Source organism: Photobacterium galatheae (assembly GCF_000695255.1).
GTDB lineage: Bacteria > Pseudomonadota > Gammaproteobacteria > Enterobacterales > Vibrionaceae > Photobacterium > Photobacterium galatheae.
This window is the reverse complement of sequence record NZ_JMIB01000023.1, coordinates 72,124-87,503: the sequence shown is the minus strand read 5'-3', so window position 1 is coordinate 87,503 and position 15,380 is coordinate 72,124. Positions and strand designations below refer to the sequence as shown.

Genomic DNA, 15,380 nt, shown 5'->3' with positions numbered 1-15,380 from the left:
TTACAGGGTGACAAAAAATCTGATTTCTCAGGCTCATTCGCAGGTGAAATGGTTGCCTGAGGCATTCAGGCTGAGCATGCTCGGGGTTTTTGCGGCTATTTTGATGAACACGTCAATTGCGCGTGCGGAAGAGAGTCAGAGCAATTTACTTCCCGTGTCTAAGGCGATGGTATCAGCAACCTTGACGATGCCGAAGTTAGGGCGACATGGTTTGGATTCGATGTCGCTGACCAGTACACGTATGATTTGTCCATCCCAGTCTGATCAGCTTTGCTTCCCTGAACAGCTGCAAGGGTTTTATGCCCGTCAAGATTTCATGCCTGCCTGGCAAGATCCCGCTATTGTTGATGAATTCATGCAACAACTGATGGTGTTGGCAGAAACGCAGCGTGTGCCGGGATTGCTGCAACGCATGAACGAGCTGAACCAATTAAGAGACAAACGCGATCAGCGAGGCTTCGATTTACTGGCAACCGATAGTCTGTTTGTGTATCAGGCAATTGTGCATCAAATTCAGCGTGATCCCAGCGCGTTATACCGTCCTGCTGATTTTACCTTGTCGATGAAAGAGATACAGGCCGCCCCGAGAATGGGGACGCCTGTCACGCTCAGTACAATCAAACGATTACGCCCGATAGAATCAAATTTTTCAGATCTGGTTTCTCAGATCAACCGCCTGGAACAATTAGCGCCACACGGCGTCTATCTGACCGGTCGGCCAGCCATTCAGTATGGTGAGACTATTCCGCGTGGTGAGAAATTGATCAAAATGCTGAATGTGTTCGGTGATCTGTCTGATCAGGATTTGACGAATCTGACTTCTGCTGAAGCTGGTGAGATGGATGGCATGAGCACAGCGATTGTAAACACGGGTGTCGTGCATGCCGCCATACGTCATTTTCAGCAACGTCATGGTTTAAAGACTGATGGCGTGATCGGGCCAGAAACAGCCCGGAATATGGCAAGATCTTATCAGCAGGTTGCACAATTGCTGGCGCTGAATATGCAGAGAAACCGAGTCCTGCGCCGTGACGGTCAAGGGGAGGTGCTGCAAGTGAATATTCCGGAATTTATGTTAAGAATTCTGGATGACAATGACGTTTTATTTGAATCGAAAGTCATTGTCGGTCGCAGCAAACGCCCAACATATCTGTTCTCTTCGGCCATCAATCATATGGTGGTGAATCCAACCTGGAATGTGCCAGAGACGATTAAAGAAGAGGATGTGATTCCCAAGCTGAAACGGTCACCGAATTACCTTGCCAGCCATAATATGCGGATTGTTTCACGCCGAAATGCCAGTGAATCGATTGATCCGAATCAGATTGACTGGAGCACAGTGTCGGCAAAAAGTTTTCCATATGAGTTTCAGCAAAGAGCCGGACCGAACAATGCGTTAGGGCAGGTGAAGTTCATGATGCCGAACAGTTACTCAATTTATTTACATGACACACCGTCCAAGCGTTTGTTTAATCAGAGTAAACGTAATTTTAGCTCTGGCTGTGTCCGGGTTGAACGGGCACATGATTTGGCACATTACCTGTTGGAGCGACAACATGCGGGTCAAAGTGCCAGCTATGAGAACCTGTTGAAAAGGCGTACGACTGCGACGATTAATCTGAGAAAAACCCTTGCTGTCGATTTCATTTATCGCACAGCATGGTTGGATGAAAAGGGGTTATTGCAAGTTCGTGAAGATATCTACGGTTACGATGACGATACTTCCGTGCCGGCAGAGCATGATTACATTGCGATGAACAGTTTTCGCTAAACTGAATGTGTGAATTCCTTTCGTGCCCTGTTTCATACAGGGCACATGTCGTTTCAGTGAATTTTCTGTGTCACTGCGACGGACGCGCTTGAGTTACCCATAGCATGTTGCGTAGAGTATAGATTATTTTGGTCTATACCAGTTGGTGGTGATATGCAAACGAATCAACGTCCGTTTTGGTTTCAGGAAGCTTTAGCGCGTGAGTCAAACCGATCGGTTCAGGTGCTGGCGCAAGATATTCATGTCGATGTCTGTATTATCGGTGGCGGATTTACTGGTTTGTGGACAGCCATTCATCTCAAACAAAAACAGCCGTCTTTGAATATTGCTGTGATTGAAAAAGATTTATGTGGCAGCGGTGCTTCAGGAAGAAATGGTGGCTGCATGCTGACTTGGTCGACGAAATTTCTGAGTCTGAAAAAGCTGTATGGTGAAGCAGAAGCGATACGTTTGGTCAAAGCGTCGGAACAGGCAATTGAAGCAATCGAGGTATTTTGTCAGAAGCATCAGATTGATGCTCAATTGAGGCGGCACGGCACTTTATACACGGCCTCGAACCCGGCACAGCAGGGGGAGTTGGCACCTGTCCTGAATGAGCTGCATCGACATGGTATCAATGCTTGGCAGCCTTGGGCACAAGATAAAGTACAGGCTGAATCTGGCTCGGCGCTCCATCGGGAAGGGCACTTTTCTGAGGCGGCGGCCAGTGTTCAGCCCGGGTTCTTGGTCAGGGGATTAAAGCGTGTTGCTGAAGACATGGGGATTGCGATCTATGAACAGACACCTATGACGGGTATAGAAAAAGAGCAGTCACCGGTTTGTATTGCCACCCCACGGGGAACCATTCGTGCCGGAAAAGTTGTGCTTGCTCTGAATGCCTGGATGCCATCGTTATTTCCGGCGTTTAAAAACAGTGTTGTGCTGGTTTCATCAGACATGATGATCACAAAACCGATCCCTGAAGCGTTGGCACAGATAGGGTTAAAAGACGGTAAAACTGTGATCGATGGGCGCACTTTTGTTCATTATTATCGCGCCACACCAGATGGCAGGCTGATGCTGGGCAAAGGCGGGAATTACTTTTCTTTTGCGAACCGGGTAGCAAAGGTGTTTGAGGAACCCAGTCGTTATCAGCAGATCTTAAATACTGCTTTTCGTCGTTTTTTTCCTTCGCTTCCTCTTGAAGCGATTGATGCGACCTGGACAGGCGCGTCAGATCGCTCAGTGACCGGCATGCCATTTTTCGGTTGCTTAGCAGAAAATTCTGACATCGTTTACGGGCTGGGATACTCAGGGAATGGTGTCGCGCAAAGCTGGATGGGAGGACAGATTCTCTCTTCACTGATTCTTGGGGAAGATAACGCCTGGACACGCTCGGGGCTTGTCACAGGCCCATTAGCTTTCTTCCCTTCCGAGCCATTTCGCTGGCTTGGGGCGATGATTATCAGAAATGCAATTCGTAGAAAAGAAATGGCAGAAGATAGTCATCGTCAGCCTTTCTGGCTGGACAGGCATTTGGCAAAACTCGCAAAGTCGGCGGGAAAGGCTGATAAATGAAAGTGAGTTGTTGAGTGGTAAAGCAGGTGAGTCAACCTGCTTTTTTTATTCGTCATGTTGCAAATTGAGGCTTCATCAGATGTTTATCGGAGTGCGTGTTTTTCATTCATTCCCATGCTTCAAAGTGTAACAATCATGAATAAGAGAAAAAATAAGTGTAATCATCTAAATAAACTGTAAATATTAGATTTTATTGTCACATAATTATCTTAATGAAGGTCTTTACTCTATTTTGGGGGTAAAAAGTAATATTTCAAAAATGGTTGAAAAAACTCTTTCCTTATAAATCAATAGCTTACGTTGTTCGTATTTTGTTCTGTTTCTGTTAAAATTTGCAGTGATTTAGTTTGTAATTTATAAAATGAGCCGGATATATGGATACATAACTACCTCAACGAAGAGAATAATTATGAGCAACAAAGGAAGTGGGACCCTGATGGGGCACCCAAAAGGTTTGTTCCTGCTGTTTGGTACTGAGCTTTGGGAGCGTTTTTCGTATTATGCGATGCGTGCCATTCTTGTACTTTATCTGACAGATAAAACAGTCAGTGGTGGCCTGGGATGGTCTACAGAGGATGCCCTCAGTCTCTATGGTATTTACACAGGTCTGGTGTATATCGCGCCGTTGATCGGTGGTTGGGTAGCCGATAATTTCTTAGGTCAGCGCCGATCTATCATCATTGGTGGTGTATTGATGGCGTTCGGCCAGTTTACGCTTGCTCTCCCACATTCTATCGTTGGCCAAAGTGCCACAATGGCTTTTTATTTGGGGCTGGCATGGCTGATCATTGGTAATGGTTTCTTTAAACCAAACATTTCAACCATGGTTGGTGACCTGTATCAAGAGGGTGATCATCGCCGTGACGGTGCTTTCACCATCTTCTATATGGGGATTAACCTAGGCGCATTGCTGGCCGGGATCATCGCTGGCGCTGCAACAGCAGCCTATGGTTGGAAAGCCGGCTTTTTGGCAGCTGGTATCGGTATGGTTTTCAGTCTGGTGATTCAGTTGCTCTTTGCAGAAAAACTGCTGGGCGATATTGGTAAGGTTCCTGCAGCAAAACGTGCAGCAGCAATGTCTACCACAGGTAGAAAAGCACCGCTGACCCGTAAAGAAATCGACCGCCTGAAAGTCATTATGATCATGGGTCTGTTTGTTGTTGTTTTCTGGGCTGGCTTTGAGCAGGCTGGTGGCCTGATGAACATTTATACACAGCAATATGCCGACCGGATGATTGGCAGCTTTGAAGTGCCAACAGCCTGGTTCCAGTCGCTGAACCCATTCTTTATTATCACGATGGCACCAATTCTGGCTTCTTTGTGGGTGAAAATGGGCCCGAAAGAACCAAGTTCACCAATTAAATTTGCGATTGCTCTTTTCCTGCTGGCGATTGGTTTTGTCTGTATGGTGGGTGCTGTGCTGCAGCAAGGTGGAGATCTGTCAGCGAAGACGTCCATGCTGTGGATTGTTGCAGCTTACTTCTTCCATACCATGGGTGAGCTGTGTCTGTCCCCAATTGGCCTGTCAATGATCACCAAGTTGGCGCCACTCCGTCTGGCATCTTTGATGATGGGAGTCTGGTTTGGCTTTAACGCCGTGGCGAACTATGTTGCGGGTATGATTGGTGCTCACGTGGGTGAATCGGGTCCGTTGGCAATCTTTGGTGGCATTGCTATCACTGCGGCAGCATCTGGCCTGATTCTGGTGGTGTTCTCAAATCAACTGATTCTCTGGATGCATGGCGCGGAAGGTAAAACAGCGAAAGAAGCTGAAGCTCCTTCAAATGCAAAACCAGCGCAAGCCTGATCATTGAGTCATGATGTCGTAGAAGCGGGAGCGAATTGCTCCCGTTTTTATTCGTCCTATATTCCTTCTTTATTTTTCACGCCTTCCTGCCCGCCTGATTAACAACCTCCTGATATTGCGATTCACCTCTCATTTTGTGTATGCGATTGCATTCACGTAGATGATATGAGTCTATGGACATATCTGCGAGATGACCAATACCCTTTGCTAATTGTTGCATTATTTTTGAACAGTTTGATAAAGGGAATTGTATATGAAACATGCATTGTTATGGATGTTGGTTTCGCCTGTGCTGTTGTCGGGGTGTGGTGGCTCAGGTTCAGGTCAGGAGGACAAAGAAACGGTTCAGGTGATTGATGGCTATTTATCGAATGCTGAAGTCTGCGTAGACAGAAATAATAATTTTGTCTGTGATACCGGTGAAGCTTTATCAGAGCGGACGAATGCGAAAGGGCAAGTGACGATTTCGGAAAGTGACAGCAAGTATCCATTGATAGCCCGACTCATTGCCGGTGAGACTTCAGACAGTGATCATCCAGGCTACGTTTGGCGGGACGCCGAGTTGCTGGCTGGTGCTGGGAATCGATTGGTGACCCCTTTTTCCACGTTAGCCCAATTGAATCAACAAACGCTGACGGATTATGCTGCCAGTCTGAATCTGGATCCGAGCCTGATCACCCAAGACTATGTTGCGTTGAAAAAAACGAACCCGGATGCCAAAAAGGTTCATTTATATGCCCGAACGATCACCAAAATGCTGGGTGAAACGCTGGTCTGGAATGACGCTCAAACGCAGAAAAAGCAGATTCAGGCACTGAAATCTCACATTGAGACATTAGAAAATAATCATGTGGATCTGGATGATGTCGATTTAGTTGTGAACCGGAAAGGGGAGGTCACGCAGTCGGATCGCATTGTGGATTTAGCCGGTTATCTGGATGGCAAGTCACTGCATGTCTCTTTCTTCAATAGTTATGCTTACGCGTCTTTTGTGAACCGGTTTGAAAATGGGACTCAATATGAATCAAAGCTTGGATTCTCCTCGCCATATCAAGTCTCCGGATTGAATCTGAAATCCGATCTCATCTATACCGACTTTCTGTATCTGTCAGATAAACTAGCCGTGAGTTTTGTGAAACCGGATAAAGATTTTAATCCGGGTAACTACAATATCCTCAGTGTTTGGTCTGAACAGGCTATTGCCAATGGTGTGGATACTTTATTGACAGCAGATGACTTTATTGGGCAAACCTGGTACCACCTGCGGGATTTAGCCAGCTCTAAAGATGGCAGAGGCGCAGCTTCAAAACCGGCACTGACAGAATTGACGTTTGTCAGTCAAGATCGTGTGTTGATTCAACCGAGAGGGGAAACGGCCTTTGAAACAAGCTGGAATATCGTTTCTAATCATGAATTGCCAAACACAGACCCATATTTTCAAGTTATCCGAATTCCGTTTGGCGATATTTCATCCCGGCCGAGCCTGGCGGATGCGAAGGGCATGGTGCTTCAGACGCTTTTCCAGCATGACAACATGGTTTTAGTGAAAGATTTTCAGAAACTGAGAATGGATGACGGAGAAGTGGATGCCGGATCGAGTATCATTCTGACCAAAAATAAAGCGCTGGCAGAAGCAATTTACCGCAACTGGAAATTATGAATCTCTATAATTTGCGATTCACCTCTCATTTGTATTCGATTGCATTCACGCGGATGATATGCCCGAGTGGACACATCATCGACTTGATCGAAAAATAACCGATATGAATATTTTTGCTTATTTTGGCGTTTCAGCGTTGAGGGAAGGGTGTATGAAAAAGTCACTGTTATCGTTACTGGTATCGACGGCTATCTTATCCGGGTGTGGTGGGGGTTCTGATTCAGATGGTGATCCGTCTCCGGGAGAGAATACCCAGACGATTCAGGTGATTGACGGCTATTTATCGAATGCTGAAGTCTGTGTTGACAGAAATAGTAACCTTGCTTGCGATACAGGTGAAGTTTTATCAAAACGGACGAATGCGAACGGTGAAGTTGCAATTCAGAAAAGTGATCAGCAGTATCGACTGATTGCCCGAGTCATTGCCGGAGAAACTACAGACAGCGATCATTCCGGTTATGTCTGGAAAGATGCAGAACTTCTGGCTGGCGCGGGTAATGTTGTCGTGACACCGTTTTCCACCCTGGCTCAGATGAATGATCAGACTCTGGATGAATTTGCAGCCAGCCTGAACTTGGATCCTGCACTGCTGAAAAATGACTATGTTGCTTTAAAAGCTTCGAATCCTGAAGCGAAAAAAGTCCACTTATACGCTCGGACAATGACCAAAATGTTGGGTGAAACGCTGAATGATAACGAGCCAGAAACTCAGAAAGTACAAATTCAGGCATTAAAATCGCGTATCCAGACGCTGGAAAACAACAATGTGGATTTTGATTCGGTGACGCTGGCTGTAAATGACCAAGGAGACGTGACACAAACCGAGCGGGTGAAAGGTTTGAAAACCTTTCTTGAACGGGGGGAACCGGTCTTCCTTGAGTTTCCGAATATAGGCGTCAGGATTCCTCATCAATTAAAGTTTGAAGCGGGAAAAATCACGAGCAGCAGTATTGGCTTTATCGGCGACGGAACCCCATATCGAGTGTCAGGCATGACACTGTCTGTGGGGTCACAGCCGGCAGTGACCGCTAAATTCCTTTATCTTTCCAGCGACTTTGCTGTGGGGAATTTGTTCTACGATGTTTCAAATAAACTCCTGGCGGTTTGGCAAACAAAGGCCACTTTCCAGGAAGCCGGCACACAATTGACAGCAGATGACTTCATTGGCAAGCGGTGGTATCACCTAAGAGATCTGGCTGAGTTTCAAAATGATGTCCCGCCAATACCGGCGCTGACCCAACTGACCTTTACCACAGACACGACGGTCATGGTGAAACCATTTGGTGAAGCAGAATTTGAGGCGAGCTGGAGTTTTGAATCAAAGCTGACGACACCATCACCTAGTCAGCCGGCACTGCCATACCAGACCATTAGTATTCAGTTTGGTCATGTGCCACAAAACCCGAAACTGGGGAATGAAACCCAGATGGTGATGTCGAGCTATCTGGCGAGAGATGAAGTCATTTTGCTCGATCAGGACTATCAGCCAGCCCCTTTGACCGTAATCCTGACCCCAAATAAAGCTCTGGCGGAAGCCATGTATAAAAACTGGAAGTAATCATTTCATTGAATTGAATTGACTATGACGCAAGGGTGAGAACCAAGGTAAGGTGTTGATGATTAAATGCTTTTATATACTGAGTTCTCACTTTGTTTGTTGAAAGGACAGTACATGCATAAACCTCAACTTCATATTCGCCCTGCGAAGTCATCTGATGGACAAGGGATAAGCCAGTTATTGGCGCAGCTTGGCTACACGGTTGATCCGAAGCGTGTTGAACAAATGGTCTATGTCGCAGATTCAGACTCTGAAGAGATTGCCGTTGCAGAAATGAACGACCAGCCTGTGGGAGTCATTTCTGTGGTCTATTTTGATTATTTTCCAACTGCAGAGCGTTATGCCCGGGTGACGGCACTGGTGGTCGAGTCGGATTACAGAAATCAAGGGATTGGCTCTGAGCTGCTTGCATACGCCAGACAAAGTGCAATCGAGCAGGGGTGTGCCTGTCTGGAAGTGACCAGTGCTGAATCGCGAGAGGGTGTGGGGCAGTTTTATCAGAATGCTGGTTTTCAGCGCACTTCCTTCAAATACATCATGCCGGTTTTGAGGGTGGATTGATGATTCCTTGAACAGTGTGCGGCAACAACTTTTCTGGTGAAATGATCCCTTCATTTATTTTCTTGCACTGAGTTGCCGCATCATACAGATGCTCCTTTCTTTCAGTTGGTGAAGCGATTTGGGCGATTAGAAATAATTCAGCCCCGCTGTGAGTCATTCTCGAAACATTGATGGGGTTGTTCAGGAAATACATCATTTCTGAAAATTCACTGAGGCTATTTTTAAAATCCCAGCGACTTAACCATGAAAAAAACATGGTAATTCATCACCCCCATCGATGACGCTTCATCATATTATTCTTTATTGATGTGTAAGTTATTTATTTTTGTTGGGTATTTCACGAATATTCATCTGTTTCAGCCATTCGAATACCCATAAAAGCACTTTTTCGACGTACTTCAAAAAAATCCTCAAAAATAATTAAACGATATCTTGGAATAGTTATGCGGAACAGGCTGTCTGTATCCGGTTTTTCCGCTTATATCAATATAAAGATGAGATAGTAATGAAGGTTATCAGGAAGCATGATGCGACGATCTAGTCTTTAATCAATAGAGAGTGTGATGACTGTTTATTCTGTATTTATGATTAAATAGTTGATGATGATATGATTTTTGTTTTATAGATAGTTAACTTTTTATGTTGAAAGTGTGATTTCCAGCTCTTCATGCTGTTTTGACAGCTTGCTGAACAAAATGGTTGCATATATTTTGTTACACAATGTTTACAAAGAGGAGGGTGAATAGTGAAACCTGCATGTCTATTCATCGCTTTGTGGTTATTTCCTGGGGTGGCGATGGCTCAGGTTCAGGCTGATGATGAAAGGTTAATCCGCTCACTGGAAGAGCAAGGCATCATTTGTGAAGGTCTGACTTATGCTGAGAAGCAAGAGGCACTCAGAATTTACCTGAATAGAAAAGCCATGCTGAAAGGCAATAATCAGAAAGATAAAAAACAGATCGTAAAAGACACAACAAATTCTTCAGATTCATCAGATATGACACAAAGGAAGTGTATTTCTCCTAAGTAATCTCTGATTAAACTGCGTTGTTAATAACTGAGCATTTTTTGCTCGGTTAGGGTTTTGACAACTTCACGATGGAAAATATAAATAAGGACAGTAAATGAAACACATGAAGAAAACATTGTTGGCTTCAGCAATGTTCACTTTGTTCAGTGGCAGTGGCTATGCGCAAACACCTGTGGACTTGGGTGTGGTGAACGAAGATAAATTGATTGAAATGCTGGTCAGAAATGGTGTTGTTGATGCTGGGGCATCTGAAGAACAAAAACGCCATGCGTTGGATCAGTACCTTGAAAACAAGATTCGCTCAGGATTTAAAGGCGACGCTCAGTTTGGCAAACAGGCTCTGGAAAAGCGCGCAAAAGTACTGAAAACAATCCAGAAAAATAAAGGCATGCAACGTGCAAATGTTTTTGCATTAGATGTCAGTCAAAAACGTACGGATAAAGTACTGGCGCTGTTGATCGACTTCCCGGATCTGCCGTGGGATGACAATAAACTGACTAAAGAACATACAGAAATGCTGTATGACAGCTATAAAGCTGATCACTATCAGGATCTGCTGTTCTCGGGTACAGGCTATACCGGCCCGAACGGTGAAAACTTTATTTCCATGCGTCAGTACTATGAGCAGGAATCTGGCAATACCTATTCTGTGATGGGTCAGGCCGCTGGCTGGTATCATGCATCAAAAAATGCTGCGTTTTACGGTGGTAACTCGCCGACAACCGACAATGACCTGAATGCTCAGGAACTGGTTCGTGAAGCACTGAATCAGTTGGCACAGGATCCAAACATTAATCTGGCTGATTACGACGTTGAAGATCGCTATGACTATGATGGCGATGGTAACTATCGTGAGCCAGATGGCGTGATCGATCACCTGATGGTTTTCCACTCTTCCGTGGGTGAAGAAGCGGGTGGTGGTGTCCTGGGTGCCAATGCAATCTGGTCTCACCGTTTCAACCTGGGTCAGCCTCATGTACTGGAAGGAACAAAGAGTAATGTTCCGGGTCGTTTTAATGGTCAATACGCAGCTTTTGATTACACCATTCAGCCAATTGACGCCGCTGCGGGTGTGTGTGCGCACGAGTATGGCCATGATCTGGGCCTGCCTGATGAGTATGACACGCAGTATACCGGTAAGGGTGAGCCTGTTTCATACTGGTCTATCATGTCTTCGGGCAGCTGGGCGGGTCAGATCGGTGGTACACAGCCAACGGCATTCAGCTCATGGGCGAAGCAGTTCCTGCAACAATCCATTGGTGGCCACTGGGTCAATGATCAGCAGGTTTCTCTGAGCGATCTGGAGAACTCACCTCGTGAATTTACCCTGTTCCAGACCACAGAGACCAAATTGCCAAACATGGTCAAAGTGTCGTTGCCGAACAAGCGTATTGAAACCCTGAAACCATTTGAAGGTCAGTACTCTTTCCATTCAGGTAAAGGCGACGATCTGAAGAACAGCATGAGCCGTAAACTGGTGATTCCTGCCGGTACAAAAGTAACGCTGAAGTTCAAAACCTGGTATCAGATTGAGAAAGACTATGACTTCGCTCGCGTGCTGATCAATGGTCAACAAATCAGCGGTAACATCACATCTATGGATGACCCGTACAATACCGGTCTGGTTCCGGCGATTGGTGGCGACTCAAATGGCTGGATTGATGCCGAGTTTGACCTGAGCCAGTGGGCAGGTCAGGAAGTGACTTTAGGCTTCGACTATGTCACAGACGGCGGTCTGGCGATGGAAGGCATGTATCTGGACAACCTGGTTCTGGATGTTGATGGTGCAGTGACAGCAATCGATGATGGTGAGTCTGGTTCTACCTTTGCCTTTAACGGTTACAAACTGTCTGATGGTTACCACGATGCAGCGCATTACTATCTGCTGCAATGGCGTAGCCATACCGGTGTGGATGAAGGTCTGGCAAACATCAAACGTATGGGTCAGATCATGACCTTCGAACCAGGCCTGGTCGTTTGGTATGTGGATGAATCCCTGACTGATAACTGGGTTGGTAAGCACCCAGGTGAAGGTTGGTTGGGTGTTGTCGATGCCGATCAGAATGCGCTGGTTTGGGCGAACTCTGGTCAGGCAGCACAAACGCGCTTCCAGGTTCGTGATGCGGCATTCTCGCTGAATGATCAAGCGCCACTGCGTCTGGTTGACAGTGCGGGTGATGTGCTGGAAGACAGCAGCCTGATTGGTAATGCGAACTTCTCTGATGCAGAAGACTACACCTCACCAACAGTACCGGATGCTGGTCGTAAACTGACTGAGTTTGGTCTGATGATTGATGTGGTTCAGCAAGGTCAGAACAATGAGTTTGGTGTGATTCGTCTGTCTAAAGTTGGTTCACAAAACGAAGCGCCAACAGCGAGCTTTGAACTGAACGTGAATGGTCTGTCTGTGACGGCGAAGAACCTGAGTGTCGATACGGATGGCGATATCATCAGCCACCAGTGGGATTTCGGTAACGGCAAATACAGCAACGAAGTTGCACCAAGCTGGGAATATCAGCAGGCTGGAACTTACACCGTAAGCCTTACTGTCACGGACGATAAAGGTGCGACGGATACTTACAGCTATTCTGTAACCGTTGAAGTGCCAAATGCGTTGCCAGAAGCCAGTGCGAAGTTTTTCCATGTGGGCCGTTGGGTCACCATGTGGTCAACCAGCACTGACAGTGATGGCCGCATCGTTGATACAGAATGGACACTGCCAAATGGCAAGGTGAAACGTGGTCGCTTCTTCACCACAATTTTCCCAAGCTATGGTGACCATGAAGTGACACTGAAAGTGATGGATAACGATGGTGATGTAACCACCAAAGTGATTCAGGTTCACCTGTAATTAAATATTCATTCAGCTTTGTCATGTTGAGCGCAACCGTAAGGTTGCGCTTTTTTATGCTCATCATGGCTGGGCATTTGGACTTTCGGCCAGACAACGACGGGCGGAAAAGGCAAATTGAAACCAGGTTGATGCAGCGGCCAGGCTCATCGCCAGACAGGTTGCGATTGCAGCACCTTTCATCCCCATGACCGGAATCAGCCAGAAATTCGCTGTGATGTCTGCGAGCAGTGTCAGAACCCCGATAATGACAATGCTCCGACCATGATGACTGTATTGCAGCCAGGTTGACGTAAATCCACTGAACCCCCAGATGGCATAGGCAATAATGAGCCAGTACAGCGCCTGCTCTGCTTGTTGAAAGTTATTGCCAAAAAAAGACAATAACCAGCTGCCGTAATACAGTTCGCCTGTTGCCAGAATAAATATGGTCAGCATGATGATCTTCTGGGCTCGCCAGAACAGTTTTTTTGCCAGTTCAGGGGATTCATCCATCGCTGGCCCCATCAGTGGTAAAAAAATACCAGCAATGGTGACCTGAGCGACCGGTAATAAATGCGCCGTGGTGGCCGCCGCAGCAAAGTGACCCACTTCGTGTTCATCCGCCAGGATTTCCAGCATAAATAGATCAACCTGATTTAAAGCGATTGAGATGAGCATGGTCAGCATCATCGGGACAGACCAAAACAGCAATTGACGTTTTTCTGTCAGCGGCGGGATTGCTTGCGTTGAATCGATGAATCCTAATGACCGGATTTTGTACCATTGGAACAAGGTAATACCGGCTACGGTAATACCTCCGGATAAAATCACATGCCAGATTTCTACCTGACTCAAAGTAAACATCAGTAAGACAACAGCACCCATCTTGATCAGGGGTAAACCAAGACGCCAGGGCAGGTTTGATAACGCCAGCATTTTTGCGGACTGTAAAACCCGACTCAATAAAGCGCCGCAGGCAATGAGTGGGATAACAAAAGCGATTTGCATCAAGGGATGATGTTCGGCCAAGTCGGTTTCACCGAAGTGCAATAAGCCAGCCAGATAGGTTGCGGTGATGATCAACATAGATAATAACAACGCGATACCCAGATAGAACCGGAGGAAAGAGAGCACGTATCCCCGGTTTTGCTCCACGATGGCTGTCGCGAGAATTCTTGGGGCAATTCTGTCGCCTCCCAGCAAAATAATGACGCCCGACAAGGTGGCAAAGGCATAGGCGACTTTGTAGTCACCGTATTGGTGGGCCGGTAATGCATGGCTGAGTGTCAGATTCAGCAGATAGTCAGCGATAAAGCCCAGAACCAGGCTCGACAGCATGATCAGAAAACCTGAGCGAATATAGCCGGAAAGGGCACCTGTTTTTTCAGAACGTGAATCCATTCAAACGTTTCCAGTGATGAGGTTAAAAATCTTAAGGTGAAGTGTATACCGGGCGGCCTTTTCGTGCAGAAATCAAAGCTTCGTCATCGATTTCAGTTCAAATAAAGCTGACTTGTGACGCGTGGAGCACCATGAAAATGGGATGTTGTTTGACCCGGTGTTTACAAAATGCCATCGAATACAACATGTTCACGCCGGTTGAATATGTCACTATAGGGAAAGTTTGAAGACAGCAGACCGGAGTGTGTGTGAGTAAAGTAACCATTGAGCAATGGAAGATGTTTGTGGCTGTGGTTGAAGAAGGCGGTTTTGCCCAAGCGGGTGAGAAGTTATTTAAAACGCAGCCGACGGTGAGTCACGCTATCCGTAAAATGGAGCAAAGTCTTGAAAAGTCGTTGTTTGAAGTGAAAGGCCGTAAAGCCATGATCACGCCTTTTGGCAGTAGCTTGCTGCCGCAGGCAAAACAGCTCGTACAACAGTCCCAGATGCTGGAAAGGCTGGCGGGCAGTTATCAGGACAAAATTATTCGTGAAGTGTCTGTGGCAATCGATACGCTCTATCCCTATGAGGGCTGGCAGAAAACCGTGATGGCGTGTAAAGCGCATTTCCCTGAGGTGAATCTCAGGTTTTATGAAACCTGTCTGTCTCGTGCATATGAGCTGTTGGAAGACGGAACCGTGCAACTGGCTATGACCAGTAAACTACCGTCAAATACGTTGTCGCAAAAAGTGATGACGATACGGAAAGTGGCTGTCGCGAGTGGCCATCATCCACTGGCGAAGATGGATTCCTTATCGGTTGATGATTTAGTTGGTCATTGTCAGATTGTGGTGATGGACGGGGGACTACGCAGTAATACCAGTACGGGTTGGTTGGGGAGTCAGCAGCGCTTGACCGTTTCTCATTTCTACGCGGCGAAAGCGGCAGTCGAAGCGGGGCTGGGCTATGCATGGCTGCCTGAATGGATGCTGGCCGGAACAGAGGCAGAGACATGGCTGAAGCTGCCGTTGCGTGGTGGTGCGGAACGGGAGATTCAGTTGCAGCTGGGTTATTACCCTCAGTATGACAATGACGCAGTGATCCAGTTTCTTTGCCAGCAGCTGTGTCAGAACCCTTGATAACGTCTATGGATAAACCAGAAATCATTCATTATTTTTCATGGCCGTCTTTGCGTATCTTTATCAGCACGAAATCGAAATCAC

Annotated in this window: 11 protein-coding genes; 9 read left to right on the top strand and 2 right to left on the bottom strand. The window is 46.5% G+C overall.

Annotated features, from left to right (window positions below; all coding sequences use genetic code 11):
- The first annotated feature begins 7 nt into the window (after positions 1-7).
- From EA58_RS11575 to EA58_RS11550, 6 genes are all read left to right on the top strand, one after another.
- Positions 8-1,771 carry a L,D-transpeptidase family protein gene (locus tag EA58_RS11575; protein WP_161781037.1) on the top strand — a complete coding sequence of 588 codons (1,764 nt, stop codon included), beginning with the start codon at positions 8-10 and terminating at the stop codon, positions 1,769-1,771.
- A gap of 153 nt (positions 1,772-1,924) precedes the next feature.
- On the top strand, positions 1,925-3,328 hold the full coding sequence (locus EA58_RS11570) for an FAD-dependent oxidoreductase (RefSeq protein WP_036752760.1): 1,404 nt from the start codon (positions 1,925-1,927) through the stop codon (positions 3,326-3,328).
- Positions 3,329-3,737: 409 nt separating this feature from the next.
- On the top strand, positions 3,738-5,135 hold the full coding sequence (locus EA58_RS11565) for a peptide MFS transporter (protein ID WP_036752757.1): 1,398 nt from the start codon (positions 3,738-3,740) through the stop codon (positions 5,133-5,135).
- 253 nt (positions 5,136-5,388) lie between these two features.
- Entirely contained in the window at positions 5,389-6,795 is a 1,407-nt protein-coding gene (locus EA58_RS11560) for a hypothetical protein (RefSeq protein ID WP_036752754.1), read from the top strand.
- 151 nt (positions 6,796-6,946) lie between these two features.
- Positions 6,947-8,353, top strand: a complete 1,407-nt coding sequence (locus EA58_RS20945; protein WP_051642036.1) for a hypothetical protein — start codon at positions 6,947-6,949, stop codon at positions 8,351-8,353.
- A gap of 114 nt (positions 8,354-8,467) precedes the next feature.
- Positions 8,468-8,914 (top strand): GNAT family N-acetyltransferase, encoded by a 447-nt coding sequence (locus tag EA58_RS11550; protein ID WP_036752751.1) that lies wholly within the window; start codon positions 8,468-8,470, stop codon positions 8,912-8,914.
- Here the strand turns inward: EA58_RS11550 and EA58_RS21355 are convergent.
- Complete coding sequence (locus EA58_RS21355) at positions 8,889-9,170, bottom strand: hypothetical protein (RefSeq protein WP_036752748.1); 282 nt, start codon at positions 9,168-9,170, stop codon at positions 8,889-8,891. The two genes, EA58_RS11550 and EA58_RS21355, sit on opposite strands and share 26 nt — an antisense overlap.
- Before the next feature lie 489 nt (positions 9,171-9,659).
- Here EA58_RS21355 and EA58_RS11540 point away from each other — a divergent pair, with 489 nt between their 5' ends.
- On the top strand, positions 9,660-9,944 hold the full coding sequence (locus EA58_RS11540; RefSeq protein WP_036752744.1) for a hypothetical protein: 285 nt from the start codon (positions 9,660-9,662) through the stop codon (positions 9,942-9,944).
- A 94-nt stretch (positions 9,945-10,038) separates the two neighbouring features.
- Positions 10,039-12,795, top strand: coding sequence for an immune inhibitor A domain-containing protein (locus EA58_RS11535; RefSeq protein ID WP_036752741.1), 2,757 nt, complete (start codon positions 10,039-10,041; stop codon positions 12,793-12,795).
- A gap of 63 nt (positions 12,796-12,858) precedes the next feature.
- Here EA58_RS11535 and EA58_RS11530 read toward each other — a convergent pair whose 3' ends face one another.
- The gene (locus EA58_RS11530; protein ID WP_036752738.1) at positions 12,859-14,178 is read right to left on the bottom strand and encodes an oligosaccharide flippase family protein; all 1,320 of its coding nucleotides are present in this window, start codon (positions 14,176-14,178) and stop codon (positions 12,859-12,861) included.
- Between the two features lie 248 nt (positions 14,179-14,426).
- On the opposite strand from EA58_RS11530, the gene EA58_RS11525 reads away from it, so the two are divergent.
- On the top strand, positions 14,427-15,296 hold the full coding sequence (locus EA58_RS11525; protein ID WP_152548001.1) for a LysR family transcriptional regulator: 870 nt from the start codon (positions 14,427-14,429) through the stop codon (positions 15,294-15,296).
- Positions 15,297-15,380 lie beyond the last annotated feature (84 nt).

Excerpts from the sequence above, each read along its gene's own strand:
- EA58_RS11535 (WP_036752741.1), top strand. The coding sequence starts at position 10,039 with ATGAAACACATGAAGAAAACATTGTTGGCTTCAGCAATGTTCACTTTG.
- EA58_RS11530 (WP_036752738.1), bottom strand. The coding sequence starts at position 14,178 with ATGGATTCACGTTCTGAAAAAACAGGTGCCCTTTCCGGCTATATTCGC.
- EA58_RS11570 (WP_036752760.1), top strand. The coding sequence starts at position 1,925 with ATGCAAACGAATCAACGTCCGTTTTGGTTTCAGGAAGCTTTAGCGCGT.
- EA58_RS21355 (WP_036752748.1), bottom strand. The coding sequence starts at position 9,170 with ATGTTTTTTTCATGGTTAAGTCGCTGGGATTTTAAAAATAGCCTCAGT.
- EA58_RS20945 (WP_051642036.1), top strand. The coding sequence starts at position 6,947 with ATGAAAAAGTCACTGTTATCGTTACTGGTATCGACGGCTATCTTATCC.
- EA58_RS11560 (WP_036752754.1), top strand. The coding sequence starts at position 5,389 with ATGAAACATGCATTGTTATGGATGTTGGTTTCGCCTGTGCTGTTGTCG.
- EA58_RS11565 (WP_036752757.1), top strand. The coding sequence starts at position 3,738 with ATGAGCAACAAAGGAAGTGGGACCCTGATGGGGCACCCAAAAGGTTTG.
- EA58_RS11550 (WP_036752751.1), top strand. The coding sequence starts at position 8,468 with ATGCATAAACCTCAACTTCATATTCGCCCTGCGAAGTCATCTGATGGA.